This is a genomic window from Enterococcus sp. DIV0901a (assembly GCF_051711525.1).
Classification (GTDB): Bacteria; Bacillota; Bacilli; order Lactobacillales; family Enterococcaceae; genus Enterococcus_B; species Enterococcus_B faecium.
In genome coordinates this window covers 2,095,630-2,111,110 of the sequence record NZ_JBIOMW010000001.1, presented here as the reverse complement: position 1 = coordinate 2,111,110, position 15,481 = coordinate 2,095,630, and the positions used below count along the sequence as shown (strand labels likewise).

The following is a 15,481-nucleotide window of genomic DNA, read 5'->3' as shown; positions in this document are numbered from 1 at the left end:
CTTAAAGGAGATGCTAAAAATGAAGAAACACCGGTTAGACGCACGTATGATTGCTATTATGGGCTTATTGATTGCATTGATGGTCACTTTGTCCCGACTGGTAGCAATCGAGACCCCATTTATTAAAATCAGTGTCACATTTATTCCACAAGTGATCATGGGCATTCTTTTTGGTCCTTTTTGGTCAGGGATAGGCGCAGTTTTAGCTGATTTAGTAGGAATGGCCCTCTTCTCGAAATCTGCATTCTTTATTGGATTTACATTGAATGCATTTATTGAAGGAGCAATCTACGGATTCTTTTTCTATCGAAAAGAGATCACTTGGAAAAATGCCATTCTGGCTACGCTTAGTGTCACGCTGATCATCAACTTATTTTTGACACCATTATGGCTTGCGTTGATGTACCATGTGCCATTGTTCAGCTGGGTCGTTTGGGCGCCCCGCCTGTTAAAAACAGTAATATGGTTACCGATTCAATCAATTGCCATTTATTACGTAGGACGTAGTATTCCTTACAAAAAAATTTTAAGAAGTTTAGCGATCCACGCTAAATAAAAAACAAGCAGTCTTCCCATCCCAGAAGACTGCTTGTTTTTATTGTGCTGTGAATTGTGCTTGATAGAGCCGTCGGTAATAACCATCTTTTTGAAGCAGCTCATCATGGGTGCCCATTTCGACAATAGCTCCCTGATCCATCACTAATATCTGGTCCGCATTTTTGATTGTGGACAGGCGATGGGCAATCACAAAACTGGTTTTTCCTTCCATCATTGCTAAGAAGGCTTGTTGGATTTTTTTCTCTGTCAATGTATCGACTGAGCTGGTAGCTTCATCTAAGATCAACATAGGGGGATTACTGATCATCGTTCGAGCAATCGTCAACAGTTGGCGTTGTCCATCTGATATCTTTAACCCTTGACCGCCAATCTTAGTATCTAATTTTTCCGGCAAACGTTCTACAAATTCATACATGTAAGAGGCTTTTAGGGCATCATTGATTTCTGCGTCACTTGCTTCCGGATTCCCAAAACGAAGATTTTCTCGCAATGTACTGTCAAATAGCCAAGTATCTTGTAACACCATTCCAAAACTTTTACGTAATGTATCACGTTGGATAGAGCGGATGTCATGGTCATCGACTGTAATTGTTCCTTTTGTTGTGTCATAAAAACGCATCAGCAAATTAACAAGTGTGGATTTTCCGGCCCCTGTTTTTCCTACTATAGCAATGGTTTGACCTGGATAAGCAGTAAAATTGAAATCTTCGATCAAACGCTGTTTGGGGTCATAAGAAAAAGAAACATGATCAAAAGAGACTTTTCCTTTGATATGTTTGGGTTCCAAGGCATAGGCATCTGGCAAATCAGGCTTTTCTTCTGGCTGATCGATCAAATCAAATGCTCGTTCTAGACCAGAAAAAGCGGTTTGCAGTTGTGTCGTGATTCCAGAAAGTTCGATAAATGGTTTAGAAAACTGACTTGAGTAGATCGTAAAGCTGGAAATCACACCAACAGTGATTGACGAACCACTCTTCAATGCCAATAGGCCGCCAACTAAACCAATCGATAAATAAGCAAGGTGATCTACAAAACGAGAAGACGGGTTTGTCAAGGAAGAAGAAAATTGTGCCCGTTGTCCTTTTTCATATAGATCAGCATTTAGCAGTTCAAATTGCTGTTGACTAGCTTCTTCTTGCTGAAAAGCTTTCACGATTTTCTGGTTACCGATTCGTTCGGTCACAAAGCCCGAGATATCCCCAATAATCCTTTGCTGTCTATCGAAATTTGTTTGTGAAGCACGAGCAACGATCCAACTCACAAGGAAAATAATTGGTGTAGAACAAAGAACGACCAATGTCAGAAGTGGACTTAGACGCATCATAAAAATAAACGAAAGAATGATGATTGCCACTCCAGAAAATAATTGATTGAAGGCCGCAGAAATTGCAATGGAAATATTGTCCATATCATTTGTAAATCGACTGACGATATTTCCGTGGGAGTTTTGATCATAATAACGAAGTGGCAATCGATTCAGATGAGCAAATGCATCTTTTCTTAATTTTGCAACGGATAAGTAAGCTAACCGATTGCTTAACACTTGGATGAGCCATTGACTGACTACGTTGATTAAAACGATACCACCGAATAGAATAAGTAAATGGAACAGTCGATTGAAGCGGACCTGTCCTTCTCCAATCATTTGATCGATACTTTGACCAATTTGTAACGTCATCACAACTGTTGCAATCCCATTGATGATTCCTAGTAGCACAGCTAGCCAAATGTCTTTTGCATAGGCAGTAAGGTAAGGAATGAATCGGCGGAGCGTCTGCAAGGATAATTTTTTTACTTTCATAACTATTCTTCCTCCTGTGATGCGACGATTTCCTGATATTCTGCTGATTGAGCAAGTAATTCTTCATGGGTACCCTGAGCAGCAATCTTACCTTGATCCATCACTAAGATATGATGTGCTTCTTGAATAGAGCGGACACGTTGGGAGATAATAATCACTGTACTGCCAAGATAAGTCTGTAGCGCCTTACGCAAATCCAAGTCTGTTTGATAATCCAACGCACTTAAAGAGTCATCTAAAATCAGTAATGCTGGCTTGGCAATCAAAGCTCTTGCAATCGTCAGTCGCTGTTTTTGTCCGCCAGAGAAATTTTTCCCATTTTCCATGACTTTTGTATCTAAACCATTTGGAAGCTGACGGACAAATTCTTCTGCCTGAGCGATTTTCAGAGCTTCCCAACATTCTTTTTCTGTGGCGTCTTTCTTACCCCATTGAAGGTTTTCACGAATAGTCCCGGTAAATAGTACAGAAGTTTGGGGAACAAGAGCAATTTGCTGACGGAGATGATCCAGCTGCCAAGAACGAACATCCATTCCGTCCATTATAACTGTACCGGAACTGACATCATAGAAACGCGGAATCAATTGTGTCAAAGTCGTTTTCCCGCTTCCGGTTGGACCAATGATTCCAAGGACTGTATTTCGCTTCAGCTGAAAGGTAATATTTTGGAGAGAAAGACCAGAATCAGGAGTATAACGGAAGTCAACATGGTCAAAAGCGATAATTGCTTCAGAAGAAAAATCGGGAGTAGTACTGACCTCAGCTTCAAGAATCGAATTTTCTGTGTCTAGCACCTCTTTCACCCGATTTCCTGAAGCTTCGGCACGTGTGAAGATCACGACGAGGTTTGAAACAACGATCAGTGCCAAAAGCATTTGATTCATATAATTGATCAAAGCAAGAACTTGTCCTTGTTGCAAGCTACCAATATTTACTTTGATCCCGCCAACTGTCAGCAAACAGATGATCCCGATATTCATGATCAAGGTTGTAGCAGGTGATAATAGGGCAGAGATATTGGAAACACGTAAATAATTGTTCGCTAGATCATTTGTGCTTTTATCGAACTTCTCTGTTTCTTTTTTTGTCTGCGCAAATGCGCGGATGACACGAACACCGCTAAGATTCTGACTAACGTGTTCATTGAGCTGATCTAGTTTTTCTTGCACTTTTTGGTAGAGAGGAACGGTTTTTTTGATGATAAAAAATAAAATGATTGAGAAAATAGGCAATAATGCTAAGAAAAACAGACCTACTTCCCAGTCGATCACAAAAGCCATGACCACTGACCCGATACTTAAAAACGGTGCTCTGATCAATAAACGAATGACCATTGCTAAAGCTAGCTGAAGCTGATTGATGTCGTTTGTCATTCGGGTGATCAAGGTATCTGTTCCAAAATGATTCAACTCGTTGTGAGAGAAAGTATTGATTTTTTTGATTAGCTGATTACGTAACTCTGTACCAAATCCTTGTGAAGCTACTGAAGCATAGTATTGGCAAATGATAGCACAAATCAGACCAATCACAGACATAGCGACCATCCATAAGCCCATTTCAATGATTTTTCCTCGGTCATTCATTTTTAGTCCATTATCGATCAAGGAAGCCATCATTAAAGGCAGGACAAGTTCGAAGACAGCTTCAAGAAATTTGAAGAACGGGCCCAAAATGATTTGCTTACGATAGTCTTTTGCATAACGTAATAACTGAATCATATGATTCCTCCTATTATTTATTTGTCCACAATTGAAAAAACAAGTACTACCACATTGTAGCTTAGGAAATTTAGAATGAAAAGAGAACAAGCCTTTTCATAAATGAAAGTTTTATTATGAAGAAGCTTTAGAAATTGAATAGACTATTTTTTTTAAAAAAAAGAAAATGAGAAAACATGCCAGTCTCTTCATTCATAGGAACGTCTATTTTACTTAATTTTTCTATAAATGAATTCTGCATAAAAAATATATCAAGTAAATGTTTATAGATGAAACTCTATTTACTTCTTTTTTAATTTGTTCTTGCAATCTTTTTTGCTACGTAATTTTTGTAAAAAAGTGGGTTGAGAGAAATCTAATTGATTTTCAAAGAAGGAGTATGAAAATGAGAAAAATATTTATTCGTTTATTGTGGGTACTATCTTAGAGGAATAAATAATAGTGGAGAAAACTATGGTTTGGCGCAGATTCTATCAGGTTTGATGGAACGAAGACAACCTCCCGACATCAAGTCAAAAGCTACTTGAGATTTTGATCTGAAAATAAAAAAAGAAAACAAGGTAGGAACATCAATGTTTCTACCTTGTTTTCGTAATCAATGGGAAAAAACTAAGAGTGGTGTACGTAATCAATAAAAAGGATGGTGACAACAGTACCTCTTTACTCTCTGAAAGCATCATAACTCGTTTTTCCTCATTATGCCAATAAATTGTTGTTATACCACATATAAGGATTTGTAATAGCTAAAAACAGACAGGAAAGTTGAAATCTGTGAATCTTATTTTGTATGGAAGGATTTATAGAACGCAAAAATCAAGATAAAGATGAATAAAAATCCTGTTTCGGCTATATATTGCGTATCTACGCCAATAAAACGAGTTTGTTCTGTCATAGCCATATAAAGCAAAGGCAAAAATACAACTACAGCGAGATAAGATCCGATGATTTCTCGAAAAGTTTTCCAGGAAGTATGTTTCCTGTTTTTATATTTATCCGATTTCATTGAATAGTCATAGCCTCCTTATTCTTTCATATGTTGAAATTCCAGTATAAAAACTGGAAGGAACTGTACGTTTTTTAGAATAAAAATTATAAGGGATAAGTAGGCTGCTGTCTATGATAAGATATATTTTTCAATTCTTTATTAAAGATTTTATTGACAAAATGAATCCGTTTTCTATGATGGAGGAGGGGTGAATAAGTTGTTGAAGAAGGAAATTTTATGTTACTTAGAGAACCAGACAGCCTTTTTCGATTTAGAACATATGAACGAGGTCTTTACAGCACAAAGGTTAGCTGATCATTTTGGGGTAAAAAGAAACACAGTCAGTCATTATTTGAACCAGTTAAATGATGAGCAACTACTAGTCAAAATCAATTCTCGACCAGTGATTTATTTCCACAAAGAAGCTTTTGAAAAACAATTTTTTAAGTTACGCACGAATTTTTATTTTTCTATCGATGATCTCAAAGAGGAACAGCCTTTTTTCGCGCAACCAAAAGACTTATTCTCTTTTATGATCGGATACGACGCCAGTTTGAAAGAAAGTATCGAACAAATCAAAACAGCTCTTTACTATCCAGATGGCGGATTACCACTTTTGATTACAGGCGAAAGTGGCACAGGTAAAAGTTATTTAGTTAATTTGGTCTATCAGTATTGTCTGCTTCATGATCTGCTAGAAGATTCTGCACCATTCATCACTTTTAATTGTGCACAATATGCAGATAATCCTGAACTTTTGACTAGCAATTTGTTTGGACATGTTAAGGGAGCGTACACTGGTGCAGAAGAAAATAAAAAAGGGGCTTTTGAAGCAGCAGATGGTGGGATCTTGTTTTTAGACGAGGTACATCGCTTAACACCAGAAGGTCAGGAAAAACTGTTCACCTATCTTGATCAAGGTGTGATTTATCGTATGGGAGAACCTAATTTGTCACGCCGGATCAAAACACGTCTCTTTTTTGCTACGACTGAAGAGATTACTAGTCATTTCTTAACAACTTTCATTCGAAGAATACCTATCCGAATCGAACTACCTGCACTTAATCAGCGTAGTCGTAATGAACGGCTAGAACTGATTTACTCTTTTTTTCTCGAAGAACAAAGAAAAATGGGGAGCCCTTTGTCAGTCAGTGGACCAGCTTTGTCACTTTTAACAAGTCAGAAATTATCCGGAAACATAGGAGAGCTGAAAAATATCGTCAAAGTTTCAGCAGCAAAAGCATATGCTGAACAGCGTGAACAGCCTGAAATCCATGTCACGATCCATCATTTGCAAAAAGAACTACTTGCGCAGCCTATTACTAAAAATACAGCACAGCAAGGAATCTATATTACGCAAGACCAGACCTTAGAGCAATTAATGGAGAAGCAACAGCCCGAACAGCAGCGAATCGTTAAAAGTTTTGAGCAAATCCTAATTGATTTCAAGAAAAATAACTGTCTGCTATATTCTTGCGAAGGAAAATTAAAGCAAGAAATGATTCAATTATTTGATTTTTTGCTGTTTGAGACCAGTAGACAAGAAAAACACGAGCTGCTGGTTTATTGGACACAATCTATCCGAGAGACCTTTCGACAAATGGAAACTGCCTATCAAATCAAATTCGATGGAAACAGTGTCTATGCCTTGAGTTACTATCTCTATCAGCGAAGCACTATCAAATGGTTACCGGAAGAACATGATATTATCCAACTAATCAAAGAATTAGAACAACAAGTTTCTCAGTCTTATCCATCTAGTTATCACTATGTCCAACGAATTCTGGAATTAAGTAAGATCAAATTAGATATTGAAGACACAAGTATGGATCGGATTTTACTGACGATCTATCTAAAAAAAGCGAAATGGTCAAAAGAAAAACGACTGCCAAAAGCGATGATTGCTGCTCACGGTTATGCAACTGCTAGCAGTATGGCAAATGTAGTAAATCGTTTATTACAAGAGGATCTATTTGAATCATTTGATATGCCACTAGATGTCACACCACAGCAGATTGCTTCAGAAATCCTTGATTATTGCGAAAACAGCGATGTTTCAAATGGATTGATCATATTAGTAGACATGGGATCTCTGAAAGAAATCCATCAGTTTTTTAAAAAACAGTTATCCGTACCGCTTTTGATTTTGAATAATGTGACGACACCTTTAGCAATCACAGTAGGGGAATGCCTGCAAAAAAATGTATCATTAGAAGAGATAGCAGAAGAGACTGTTCGACAGATCCAGCCAGAATGGCGACTGCTCTATCCAGAGGAAAACAAACCCAAAGCACTCATTACTACTTGCTTCACTGGAATCGGTACGGCGGTCCACTTAAGTGAACTGCTAGAAAAAAGCTTACCTACGGCTTGTCAGTTGAAAATCATCCCATATGAATATCAGCAATTAAAAGATAAGAAAAACAGTGACCCATTATTTTCCATATACGAAGTCGTAGGAATGATTGGCACCACAGATCCTGATATCACCAATATCGAATATCTTTCATTAGAAGACCTCATCTCGGGGGAAAAGATGTCTGTACTAGCTGAATGGTTGGACACTACTATGAATGCTTCAGAGAAGGAAATATTCAATCAGCGCATCATTCGTAATTTTTCATTGGAAAAAGTACTGGATTCCGTGACTATTCTAGATACAGAGAAGGTGATGGGAGAAATCGATCATTTTATGAGAGAATTAGAGGTGCAGTTGAATCGAAGCATCAGCAATCCCAAAAAATTAGCGTTGTATGTCCATGTGAGCTGTCTCATTGAACGATTGATCCGACAAATGCCAATCGAAACCTATCAAGGATTAGAGAAATGGAAGCAGTGTCAAAAAGAAGGGTTATCTGCTATTAAATCTGCGTTTAGTGTCATTGAAGAGCATTATAGTGTCATGATCCCCAATTCTGAGATTGCCTATATCTATGATATTTTGAGTGAAGATACAGAGTTTCTCTCGATAGAAGAAGAATTTTGAACATAAGCAAGTTGTTGCCACTAATTTTGGCATGCAACTTGCTTTTTTAGTATGTGTAAGTGAAAAGAGGAGATGAAAAAGTGGATAGAGAAATTATCTTAGCTTCCCATGGAAAATTTGCTTCAGGGATATTAGATTCATTAGAGCTGATCTATGGGAAAAATCATTCTATTACTGTATTGGATTGCTATACTGATGAGAATTTTGATTTAGCGGAAACAGTAAGGCAGCTTTTTATGAGGTACAAAGATAAAGAAATCATTGTTCTGACGGATCTTTTTGGCGGAAGTGTCAACAACGAATTCTTACAATATATCAATCGGGATCATGTCTATCTCGTTGCCGGATTGAATTTGCCACTATTGATTGAGCTAGTATCTCGGTTGGACGCTGAAGTAGAGACAACTGTTTTGATCCAGCAGGTGCTAACTGATTCAAAAAAAATGATCCAGTTTTGTAACGAGCGGCTCAATCAGAAAATAGAAGAAGACGAATTTTAGGAGGAAGAAAAATGATTGTATTGACAAGAGTCGACCATCGGTTATTACACGGACAAGTAGCTTTTTCATGGACACAAACAATAGGCGCAGACTGTATTTTGATTGCTAATGATGATGTACCTACGAATGAGATACGAAAGACAACGATCAAATTAGCCAAGCCACAAGGAGTCAAACTAGTGATCAAATCAATTGATGACTCGATTGCCGCGTTGAAAAGCGGGGTGACAGATAAATATAAGTTATTCATCGTAGTGGAATCGATCGAGGATGCATATAAGCTGGCAGAAGCGTATCCAGAAATCAAAACCATCAACTTAGGAGGGATCAAGGCAAAACCTGGTACTCGCAGCATCGGAAAAGCGGTAAATATTTTACCAGAAGAGGAGGAACGCTTGAAACGATTAATTGACAAACAAATAGAAGTAGAGATCCGTCAAGTACCAGCAGATAAAAAAGTGGATGTAAGAGAAGTTTTGTAAGAAAGGAAGAACCTCAATGATTGTACAAGCAGTCTTATTAGGAATTGTTGCATTTGTCGCACAATCAGAATATGCACTAGGGACATCGTTGCTTTCTCGTCCGATTGTGACGGGGCTGTTTACAGGAATCGTGTTAGGTGATGTAAAAACTGGGATCATTATGGGCGCAACTTTAGAGTTAGCATTTATCGGATCGTTCTCAGTAGGTGCTTCGATTCCACCTGATGTTGTGACCGGTGGGATTTTAGGGACGGCTTTTGCTATTACAGCTGGAGCCGGTACAGAAACCGCGCTTTTACTAGGTTTGCCGATTGCTACGTTGACATTGATATTGAAAAATATTTACTTAGGGCTTTTGATTCCAATTATGAACCATAAAGCAGACAGTTATGCAGAAGAAGGAAATTATAAAGGAGTCGAGCATATGCACTTGCTTGCCGGTATCGGTCTTTCCTTGATGCTTGGTGTTGTGGTAATGGTTTCTTATATGGTGGGAAGCAATACGATCGGAAATCTATTAAATATGATTCCTGACTTCGTTCAAAAGGGGTTGTCAGTAGCTACAGGGTTGATTCCAGCTCTTGGTTTTGCGATGCTTGCTCGTTTGCTGATCAACAAACAAGTTGCACCATATTTTTTCTTAGGTTTTGCTATAGCTTCTTACTTAGAGATTCCTGTGACCGGAGTAGCTATTTTTGGTGCGATTTTAGCAGTTGTGGTAGTCAATATTATGAATGTCCGTCAACTACCACTTCAAACAACTGCAGGGGAGGTAGAAGAAGATGAAGAATTCTGAGATCAAAAACAGCAAAATAACGAAAAAAGAGCTAAATCACGTATTTTGGCGTTCTTTTCAAATGGAGTTTTCTTGGAATTATGAACGTCAGATGAATATGGCTTATGTTTATGCAATGATTCCGATTTTGAAAAAGTTATATCAGTCGAAAGAAGAAATGGCAGCAGCTTTGAAACGGCATCTAGAGTTTTTTAACACGACCCCACATATCGTTACACTGATTTTAGGAATCACGGCTGCAATGGAGGAAGAAAATAAGGATGATCCTGAATTTGATGTGACTGCGATCGATAGTATCAAAACATCTTTGATGGGGCCTCTTGCAGGGTTAGGAGATTCTTTCTTTTGGGGAACTTTGCGATTGATTGCCACAGGTGTGGGTACCTCTTTAGCCATGCAAGGAAATATTTTAGGCCCTATCTTGTTCATTTTGATTTTCAATATTCCGCATATTCTGTTTCGCTATCTAGCAACAGGTTGGGGATATCGCTTAGGAACGGGTTTTTTGAAAAAGATCCAGGCAAACGGTATGATGGAAAGTTTGACATTAGGCGCGTCTATTATTGGACTGATGGTCGTTGGAGCAATGACTGCCACGATGATCACCATCAATATTCCTTTAAAAATCGGTTCAGGAGAAAATGCTGTGACTGTTCAAAGTATTTTTGATGATATCGTTCCAAATATCTTATGTCTTGGAGCATTTGGCATAGTGTTTTATCTATTGAAGAAAGAAGTGAAACCATTAACGATCTTGATCGGACTAGCTTTCTTTGGAATTTTTGGTTCGTGGATAGGGATTTTTTAAAAAAGGAGCAGAGAAAATGTTTACGATGCAAGATTATATCTATGAAGAAAAGGAAGTACTAAGTACGATCTTGAAAAAGAATGATTTTTCGACAAGAGAACATATGAAAAAAACAGTGAATTTACTGATCTTAGCAACGGGTTCATCTTATAACGCTTGTTTAGCAGCGAAGCCAGCATTGGAATCTTATGGTGATCTTACTGTCGATATTCAAGAACCTTTTTATTTTTCCCATTATGGAAAACTTTCTCCTTCAATCGATACTGTGATTGCTGTGTCACAAAGCGGGAAAAGTGCTTCTACTGTTGAAGCAGTAAAAATGATACAAAAACAAGGGTTACCTGTTGTTGCTATCACAAATGACGTGCAAAGTCCACTTGCTTTAGAAGCTGCACAAATTATTGATTTAGGTGCCGGGGTAGAATCAGTAGGCTTCGTTACAAAAGGCTATTCTGCGACTGTTTTACAGTTACTACTCTTAGGGATAGGAATTGGAATAAGTAAAAATAAAATCAGCAAAAAAATAGAACAAGACTACATGCAACAGTTGCGCAAAATAATCAACCATTTACCAGCGATTATTCAAAAAACGGAAGAATTTTTTGATGGATATCAAAGTTTATTTCGTTTAGCACAGCGTTTCGTCACCATTGGATATGGTCCAAACTGGGGAACAGCTAAAGAAGCAGAGACGAAATTGACTGAAACAATCCGCGTTCCGTCACAAGGATTTGAGTTAGAAGCTTATATGCACGGCCCATACCTGGAGGCAGATGCTTCGCATTTGCTATTCTTTATTGAAGGGGAAAGTGTAAATAAGGAACGTTCGCAAAAGTTGCAAAGATATATGAGTCGGTACGTTGGAGAGACTCTCACCATTACCACAAAAAAAGCAAGAAACGAGAAAACACTTGGATTAGCAATAGAATGTGATGAATATCTGTCTGTATTAGCGCTTGTCGTTCCGTTTCAACTATTCGCTTATAAAACCGCAGTAGCTAAAGGTATTGACTTGAACAAAAAGATTTTTGAAGACTTTGATACAGTCTTGAAAAGTAAATTATAAGAGGTGGAAATCATGCTGAAATTCAATGAAGAAGAACAAATCAAAGCAATAAAAGGCGCACTAGCTTTACGTCCGCAAGTAGAAGAAATCATCGATAAACTTTATGCGGAAAAATTTGACGCTGTCTATTATCTAGGAATCGGTGGAACGTATGCTTCCTCGATGCAAGCTGTCACTTATATGAATGGGAAAAGCAACTTGCCTGTCTTTGTACAGCATGCTGCAGAATATTACACTACTGGAAACAAAAGATTAACAAAAGATTCTATCGTTATTTTGTCCTCTGTTACCGGTACAACTCAAGAAGTAGTGAAAGCAGTAGAACAAATCAAGAAAGTAGGAGCGACACTGATTGGATTTATCGATAAAGCGAACAGTAAGTTGTCTCAGCTATGCGATTTTGTGGTCACTTATCCAGCTCCTGGAACAGAACAAATCAAATTTTTTATGGCAGCAGATCGATTGATGTATTTGAATGGAGAATTCGAAGCTTATTCAGAATACTATGAACAGCTCGAACGTTATTTACCAACAGGGCTAGTGGAAGCAGAGAAAAAAGCAGATGCATTTGGCTTATCATTTGCAGAAAAACATCGACGTGATAGTATGCATTATTTTATTGGAGCAGGGAATCAATGGGGAGCTGTTTATTCATATGCCATGTGTTACTGGGAAGAACAAAGCTGGCTTCCATCGAAATCTATCCATGCTGCCGAGTTTCTTCACGGGACGTTAGAGATCGTAGAAGAAACAACCCCAGTCACATTATTTTTAGGCGAAGATGAACAGAGAGTGTTATCTGAACGTGTGGCTAAACTTTTGCCAAAAATTTGCAGCAATTATACATTGATAGACACAAAAGACTATCCAGTAGAAGGTATCAGTGAAAAATATCGCGGACGTGTTTTGTCTTTCTTATTGATGCATGTAGTGACACAACGCATCGATGCTCATGTGGAGCAGTTGAACTGCCATCCATTAGAGATACGCCGCTACTATCGTCAGTTTGATTATTAGGATAGACTGGATAAAAAGAATATAAAAAATAAAGAGAGCAGCGATAACTGCTCCCTTTATTTTTTTAAAATATTGGCATCAATTACGTTATAAAACACATTTTTTGCATTATCTACAGTTCAACTTATAATCTGTTTAATGGGACATGTGGGTGTCAACCATTTTTTGTTATGCAATAGTACTATTTAGTTGTTGCATGGATCCGTAGTAAAAGTCCAAGTACAACGAGTTGCGCCAGTTTACATAGCGTTTTGTATCCAGAATGTTGACTAAAACAAAAGTTCCTATGTCAACCGTCAACAGAGACAATCTGTCCGTTGCAGGACCTGACAGATTTAGAAATGTTCAATCTGTCTCTTATGTATTTTAAATCAATACTCACTAGGAGAAGTTTCCTAACCTCCTAATAGTAATGCTGGTAGTAACATTGTCAAAACTGCTTCCTCTTAGGAACAAGCAAAGCATAACGAGTGTAAAAATAAAATGTAGACTATTGTAACATATCATTGATTATTTCAAGTAAAAACGATAAAAGAAGTAAACAAACACTTAAAAACAATGGAAATTAGTCCCAACTTTAAGAAATGTATACTATAATGGAAATTATCAATTATTTATTTGGAGGAATATCCATGAAACAAAAAATCGCAGTTCTTGGTCCTGGATCTTGGGGCACTGCTTTAGCACAAACATTGGCAGAAAACGGGCATGATGTCCGTATTTGGGGAAATGTACCTGAACAGATTGATGAAATCAATAAGTATCATACAAATCAGCATTTTTTACCTGATTTGACGATCCCAGAATCGATTATCGGATATAAAGAATTGGCAGAAGCAGTGGATAACGCAGATGCTATTTTATTTGTTGTTCCAACAAAAGCGATTCGTTCAGTCGCACAGGAACTTATTGGTAAAATGAATACTAAGCCAATCATTATACATGCAAGTAAAGGACTAGAACAAGATACGCATAAACGAATCTCAGAAGTTTTGGCTGAAGAAATTCCAGAAGAAAAAAGACAGGCAATTGTTGTATTATCTGGTCCTAGCCATGCTGAGGAAGTGGCAGTACATGATATCACAACAATTACAGCTGCAAGTATTGATCAAAAAGCAGCAGCCTATGTACAAAAACTGTTCATGAATGATTATTTCAGGATTTATACAAATAATGATGTGATTGGCGTAGAAACTGGTGCAGCACTGAAAAATATCATTGCAATTGGTGCCGGCGCTATCCATGGATTAGGATTCGGAGATGATGCAAAAGCAGCAATCATGACTCGAGGATTGGCAGAAATCAGCCGTCTTGGTGTCGCGATGGGTGCCAATCCTCTGACATTTATCGGTTTGAGTGGTGTGGGGGACTTGATCGTTACTTGTACAAGTGTTCATTCTCGCAATTGGCGTGCCGGTAACTTGTTAGGACAGGGACATAAGCTGGAAGAAGTTCTAGAAAACATGGGAATGGTCGTTGAGGGTGTGGCAACGACAAAAGCAGCAGTAGAGCTAGCTCAACAGCTAGGTGTTGAGATGCCAATTACTCAAACAATCTATAATGTTTTGTATAATGGAGAAGATATCAAAAAAGCAGCAAAAGAAATCATGTTACGTGACGGAAAAATGGAGAATGAATTTTCTCTTCGTTAAATAGATGATCAATAGTTAATCGTCGTTTAGGAGGAACAGCAAGTGAAGGTCAAAAAAGCAGTCATTCCTGCCGCTGGGCTAGGAACACGTTTTTTGCCGGCAACAAAAGCCATGGCAAAAGAAATGCTTCCAATCGTGGATAAACCAACGATCCAGTTTATTGTGGAAGAAGCATTGGATTCGGGAATCGAAGACATCTTGATCGTAACGGGAAAAGAAAAAAGACCCATTGAAGATCACTTTGATGCAAATATCGAATTGGAAAACAATTTGCGGGAAAAGGAAAAAACAGAATTACTCGCTTTAGTTGAAGAAACGACTCAAGTCAATCTTCACTTCATCCGTCAATCTCATCCAAGAGGACTGGGGGATGCCGTGCTTCAAGCAAAAGCATTTATAGGAAATGAACCGTTTGTCGTCATGCTGGGGGATGATTTGATGAAAGATGATATCCCATTGACTCAACAATTGATGATGGATTATGAAGAAACACAAGCTTCCGCTGTTGCCGTCATGCGTGTACCAGAAAATGAAACATCTAAATACGGAATTATTGATCCTAAAACAGATAGCGAAAAGGGTCGTTGCAGAGTAAAAGGGTTTGTAGAAAAACCTGAAATGGGAAAAGCACCAAGTAATTTAGCCATTATCGGACGTTATCTACTGACTCCTAAAATATTTGAGATATTAGAAACTCAAGAACCAGGAGCAGGAAACGAGATACAGCTAACGGATGCACTTCAGACTCTTAACCAGACAGAGGCGGTCTATGCGAGAGAGTTTAAAGGAAAAAGATACGACGTAGGCGATAAGTTAGGATATATGAAGACAAATATTGAATATGGACTTCAACATTCGGAAATTGGGACTTCATTAAGTGCATATATTATCCAGTTGAGTAAAAAGCTAAGAACAGAAAGTTAACTGGAAATAAGTGGCCTGCTGAGAATGAAAGGCTATTTGTTATTAAAGCGGCAGCTTGTGCGTCATTTGCGCAACTGTCGTTTTAGTTTTTTGACTCTAGATCAGTTGAGTCGTGGAAAACGAAAGATAGAAAAAGACTTTCGTGAATAGATTCAGAAAATATTCTGCTAATGGTTTAATTTTTTTTT

13 protein-coding genes are annotated in these 15,481 nt (G+C 38.0%); 10 read left to right on the top strand and 3 right to left on the bottom strand.

Going from position 1 to position 15,481, the window contains the following annotated elements:
• The first annotated feature begins 19 nt into the window (after nt 1-19).
• On the top strand, nt 20-556 hold the full coding sequence (locus tag IGL70_RS10175; protein ID WP_002289509.1) for a folate family ECF transporter S component: 537 nt from the start codon (nt 20-22) through the stop codon (nt 554-556).
• Nucleotides 557-595: 39 nt separating this feature from the next.
• Here IGL70_RS10175 and IGL70_RS10170 read toward each other — a convergent pair whose 3' ends face one another.
• The 3 genes from IGL70_RS10170 to IGL70_RS10160 all read right to left on the bottom strand — a co-directional run bounded on the left by IGL70_RS10170 (nt 596) and on the right by IGL70_RS10160 (nt 5,080).
• The gene (locus IGL70_RS10170) at nt 596-2,359 is read right to left on the bottom strand and encodes an ABC transporter ATP-binding protein (protein ID WP_010723747.1); all 1,764 of its coding nucleotides are present in this window, start codon (nt 2,357-2,359) and stop codon (nt 596-598) included.
• A gap of 2 nt (nt 2,360-2,361) precedes the next feature.
• Complete coding sequence (locus IGL70_RS10165) at nt 2,362-4,077, bottom strand: ABC transporter ATP-binding protein (protein WP_002319016.1); 1,716 nt, start codon at nt 4,075-4,077, stop codon at nt 2,362-2,364.
• A 778-nt stretch (nt 4,078-4,855) separates the two neighbouring features.
• Nucleotides 4,856-5,080, bottom strand: coding sequence for a hypothetical protein (locus tag IGL70_RS10160; RefSeq protein ID WP_002294014.1), 225 nt, complete (start codon nt 5,078-5,080; stop codon nt 4,856-4,858).
• Between the two features lie 190 nt (nt 5,081-5,270).
• Between IGL70_RS10160 and IGL70_RS10155 the strand changes: the two genes are divergently transcribed.
• The 9 genes from IGL70_RS10155 (at nt 5,271) to galU (ending at nt 15,293) form a co-directional block, all read left to right on the top strand.
• Complete coding sequence (locus tag IGL70_RS10155) at nt 5,271-8,048, top strand: sigma 54-interacting transcriptional regulator (RefSeq protein ID WP_179189396.1); 2,778 nt, start codon at nt 5,271-5,273, stop codon at nt 8,046-8,048.
• Between the two features lie 80 nt (nt 8,049-8,128).
• Nucleotides 8,129-8,548, top strand: coding sequence for a PTS sugar transporter subunit IIA (locus IGL70_RS10150; protein ID WP_002294017.1), 420 nt, complete (start codon nt 8,129-8,131; stop codon nt 8,546-8,548).
• An 11-nt stretch (nt 8,549-8,559) separates the two neighbouring features.
• Nucleotides 8,560-9,030, top strand: a complete 471-nt coding sequence (locus IGL70_RS10145) for a PTS sugar transporter subunit IIB (protein WP_002287114.1) — start codon at nt 8,560-8,562, stop codon at nt 9,028-9,030.
• A gap of 16 nt (nt 9,031-9,046) precedes the next feature.
• Nucleotides 9,047-9,826 (top strand): PTS mannose/fructose/sorbose/N-acetylgalactosamine transporter subunit IIC, encoded by a 780-nt coding sequence (locus tag IGL70_RS10140; protein ID WP_002299096.1) that lies wholly within the window; start codon nt 9,047-9,049, stop codon nt 9,824-9,826.
• On the top strand, nt 9,813-10,634 hold the full coding sequence (locus IGL70_RS10135) for a PTS system mannose/fructose/sorbose family transporter subunit IID (RefSeq protein ID WP_002287116.1): 822 nt from the start codon (nt 9,813-9,815) through the stop codon (nt 10,632-10,634). Before IGL70_RS10140 ends, IGL70_RS10135 begins: the two co-directional genes overlap by 14 nt.
• A gap of 16 nt (nt 10,635-10,650) precedes the next feature.
• Nucleotides 10,651-11,700, top strand: coding sequence for an SIS domain-containing protein (locus IGL70_RS10130; protein ID WP_002299093.1), 1,050 nt, complete (start codon nt 10,651-10,653; stop codon nt 11,698-11,700).
• 12 nt (nt 11,701-11,712) lie between these two features.
• Complete coding sequence (locus IGL70_RS10125) at nt 11,713-12,717, top strand: SIS domain-containing protein (RefSeq protein ID WP_002287119.1); 1,005 nt, start codon at nt 11,713-11,715, stop codon at nt 12,715-12,717.
• Between the two features lie 632 nt (nt 12,718-13,349).
• Complete coding sequence (locus IGL70_RS10120; RefSeq protein WP_002287121.1) at nt 13,350-14,369, top strand: NAD(P)H-dependent glycerol-3-phosphate dehydrogenase; 1,020 nt, start codon at nt 13,350-13,352, stop codon at nt 14,367-14,369.
• Nucleotides 14,370-14,411: 42 nt separating this feature from the next.
• Nucleotides 14,412-15,293, top strand: a complete 882-nt coding sequence (gene galU / locus IGL70_RS10115) for a UTP--glucose-1-phosphate uridylyltransferase GalU (protein ID WP_002287122.1) — start codon at nt 14,412-14,414, stop codon at nt 15,291-15,293.
• The last annotated feature ends 188 nt before the right edge of the window (nt 15,294-15,481 follow it).

Bases quoted from the DNA above. Each gene is read 5' to 3' on its own strand.
- IGL70_RS10120 (WP_002287121.1), top strand. From the start codon at position 13,350: ATGAAACAAAAAATCGCAGTTCTTGGTCCTGGATCTTGGGGCACTGCT.
- IGL70_RS10125 (WP_002287119.1), top strand. From the start codon at position 11,713: ATGCTGAAATTCAATGAAGAAGAACAAATCAAAGCAATAAAAGGCGCA.
- IGL70_RS10170 (WP_010723747.1), bottom strand. From the start codon at position 2,359: ATGAAAGTAAAAAAATTATCCTTGCAGACGCTCCGCCGATTCATTCCT.
- IGL70_RS10145 (WP_002287114.1), top strand. From the start codon at position 8,560: ATGATTGTATTGACAAGAGTCGACCATCGGTTATTACACGGACAAGTA.
- IGL70_RS10175 (WP_002289509.1), top strand. From the start codon at position 20: ATGAAGAAACACCGGTTAGACGCACGTATGATTGCTATTATGGGCTTA.
- IGL70_RS10165 (WP_002319016.1), bottom strand. From the start codon at position 4,077: ATGATTCAGTTATTACGTTATGCAAAAGACTATCGTAAGCAAATCATT.
- IGL70_RS10130 (WP_002299093.1), top strand. From the start codon at position 10,651: ATGTTTACGATGCAAGATTATATCTATGAAGAAAAGGAAGTACTAAGT.
- IGL70_RS10135 (WP_002287116.1), top strand. From the start codon at position 9,813: ATGAAGAATTCTGAGATCAAAAACAGCAAAATAACGAAAAAAGAGCTA.
- IGL70_RS10140 (WP_002299096.1), top strand. From the start codon at position 9,047: ATGATTGTACAAGCAGTCTTATTAGGAATTGTTGCATTTGTCGCACAA.
- IGL70_RS10160 (WP_002294014.1), bottom strand. From the start codon at position 5,080: ATGAAATCGGATAAATATAAAAACAGGAAACATACTTCCTGGAAAACT.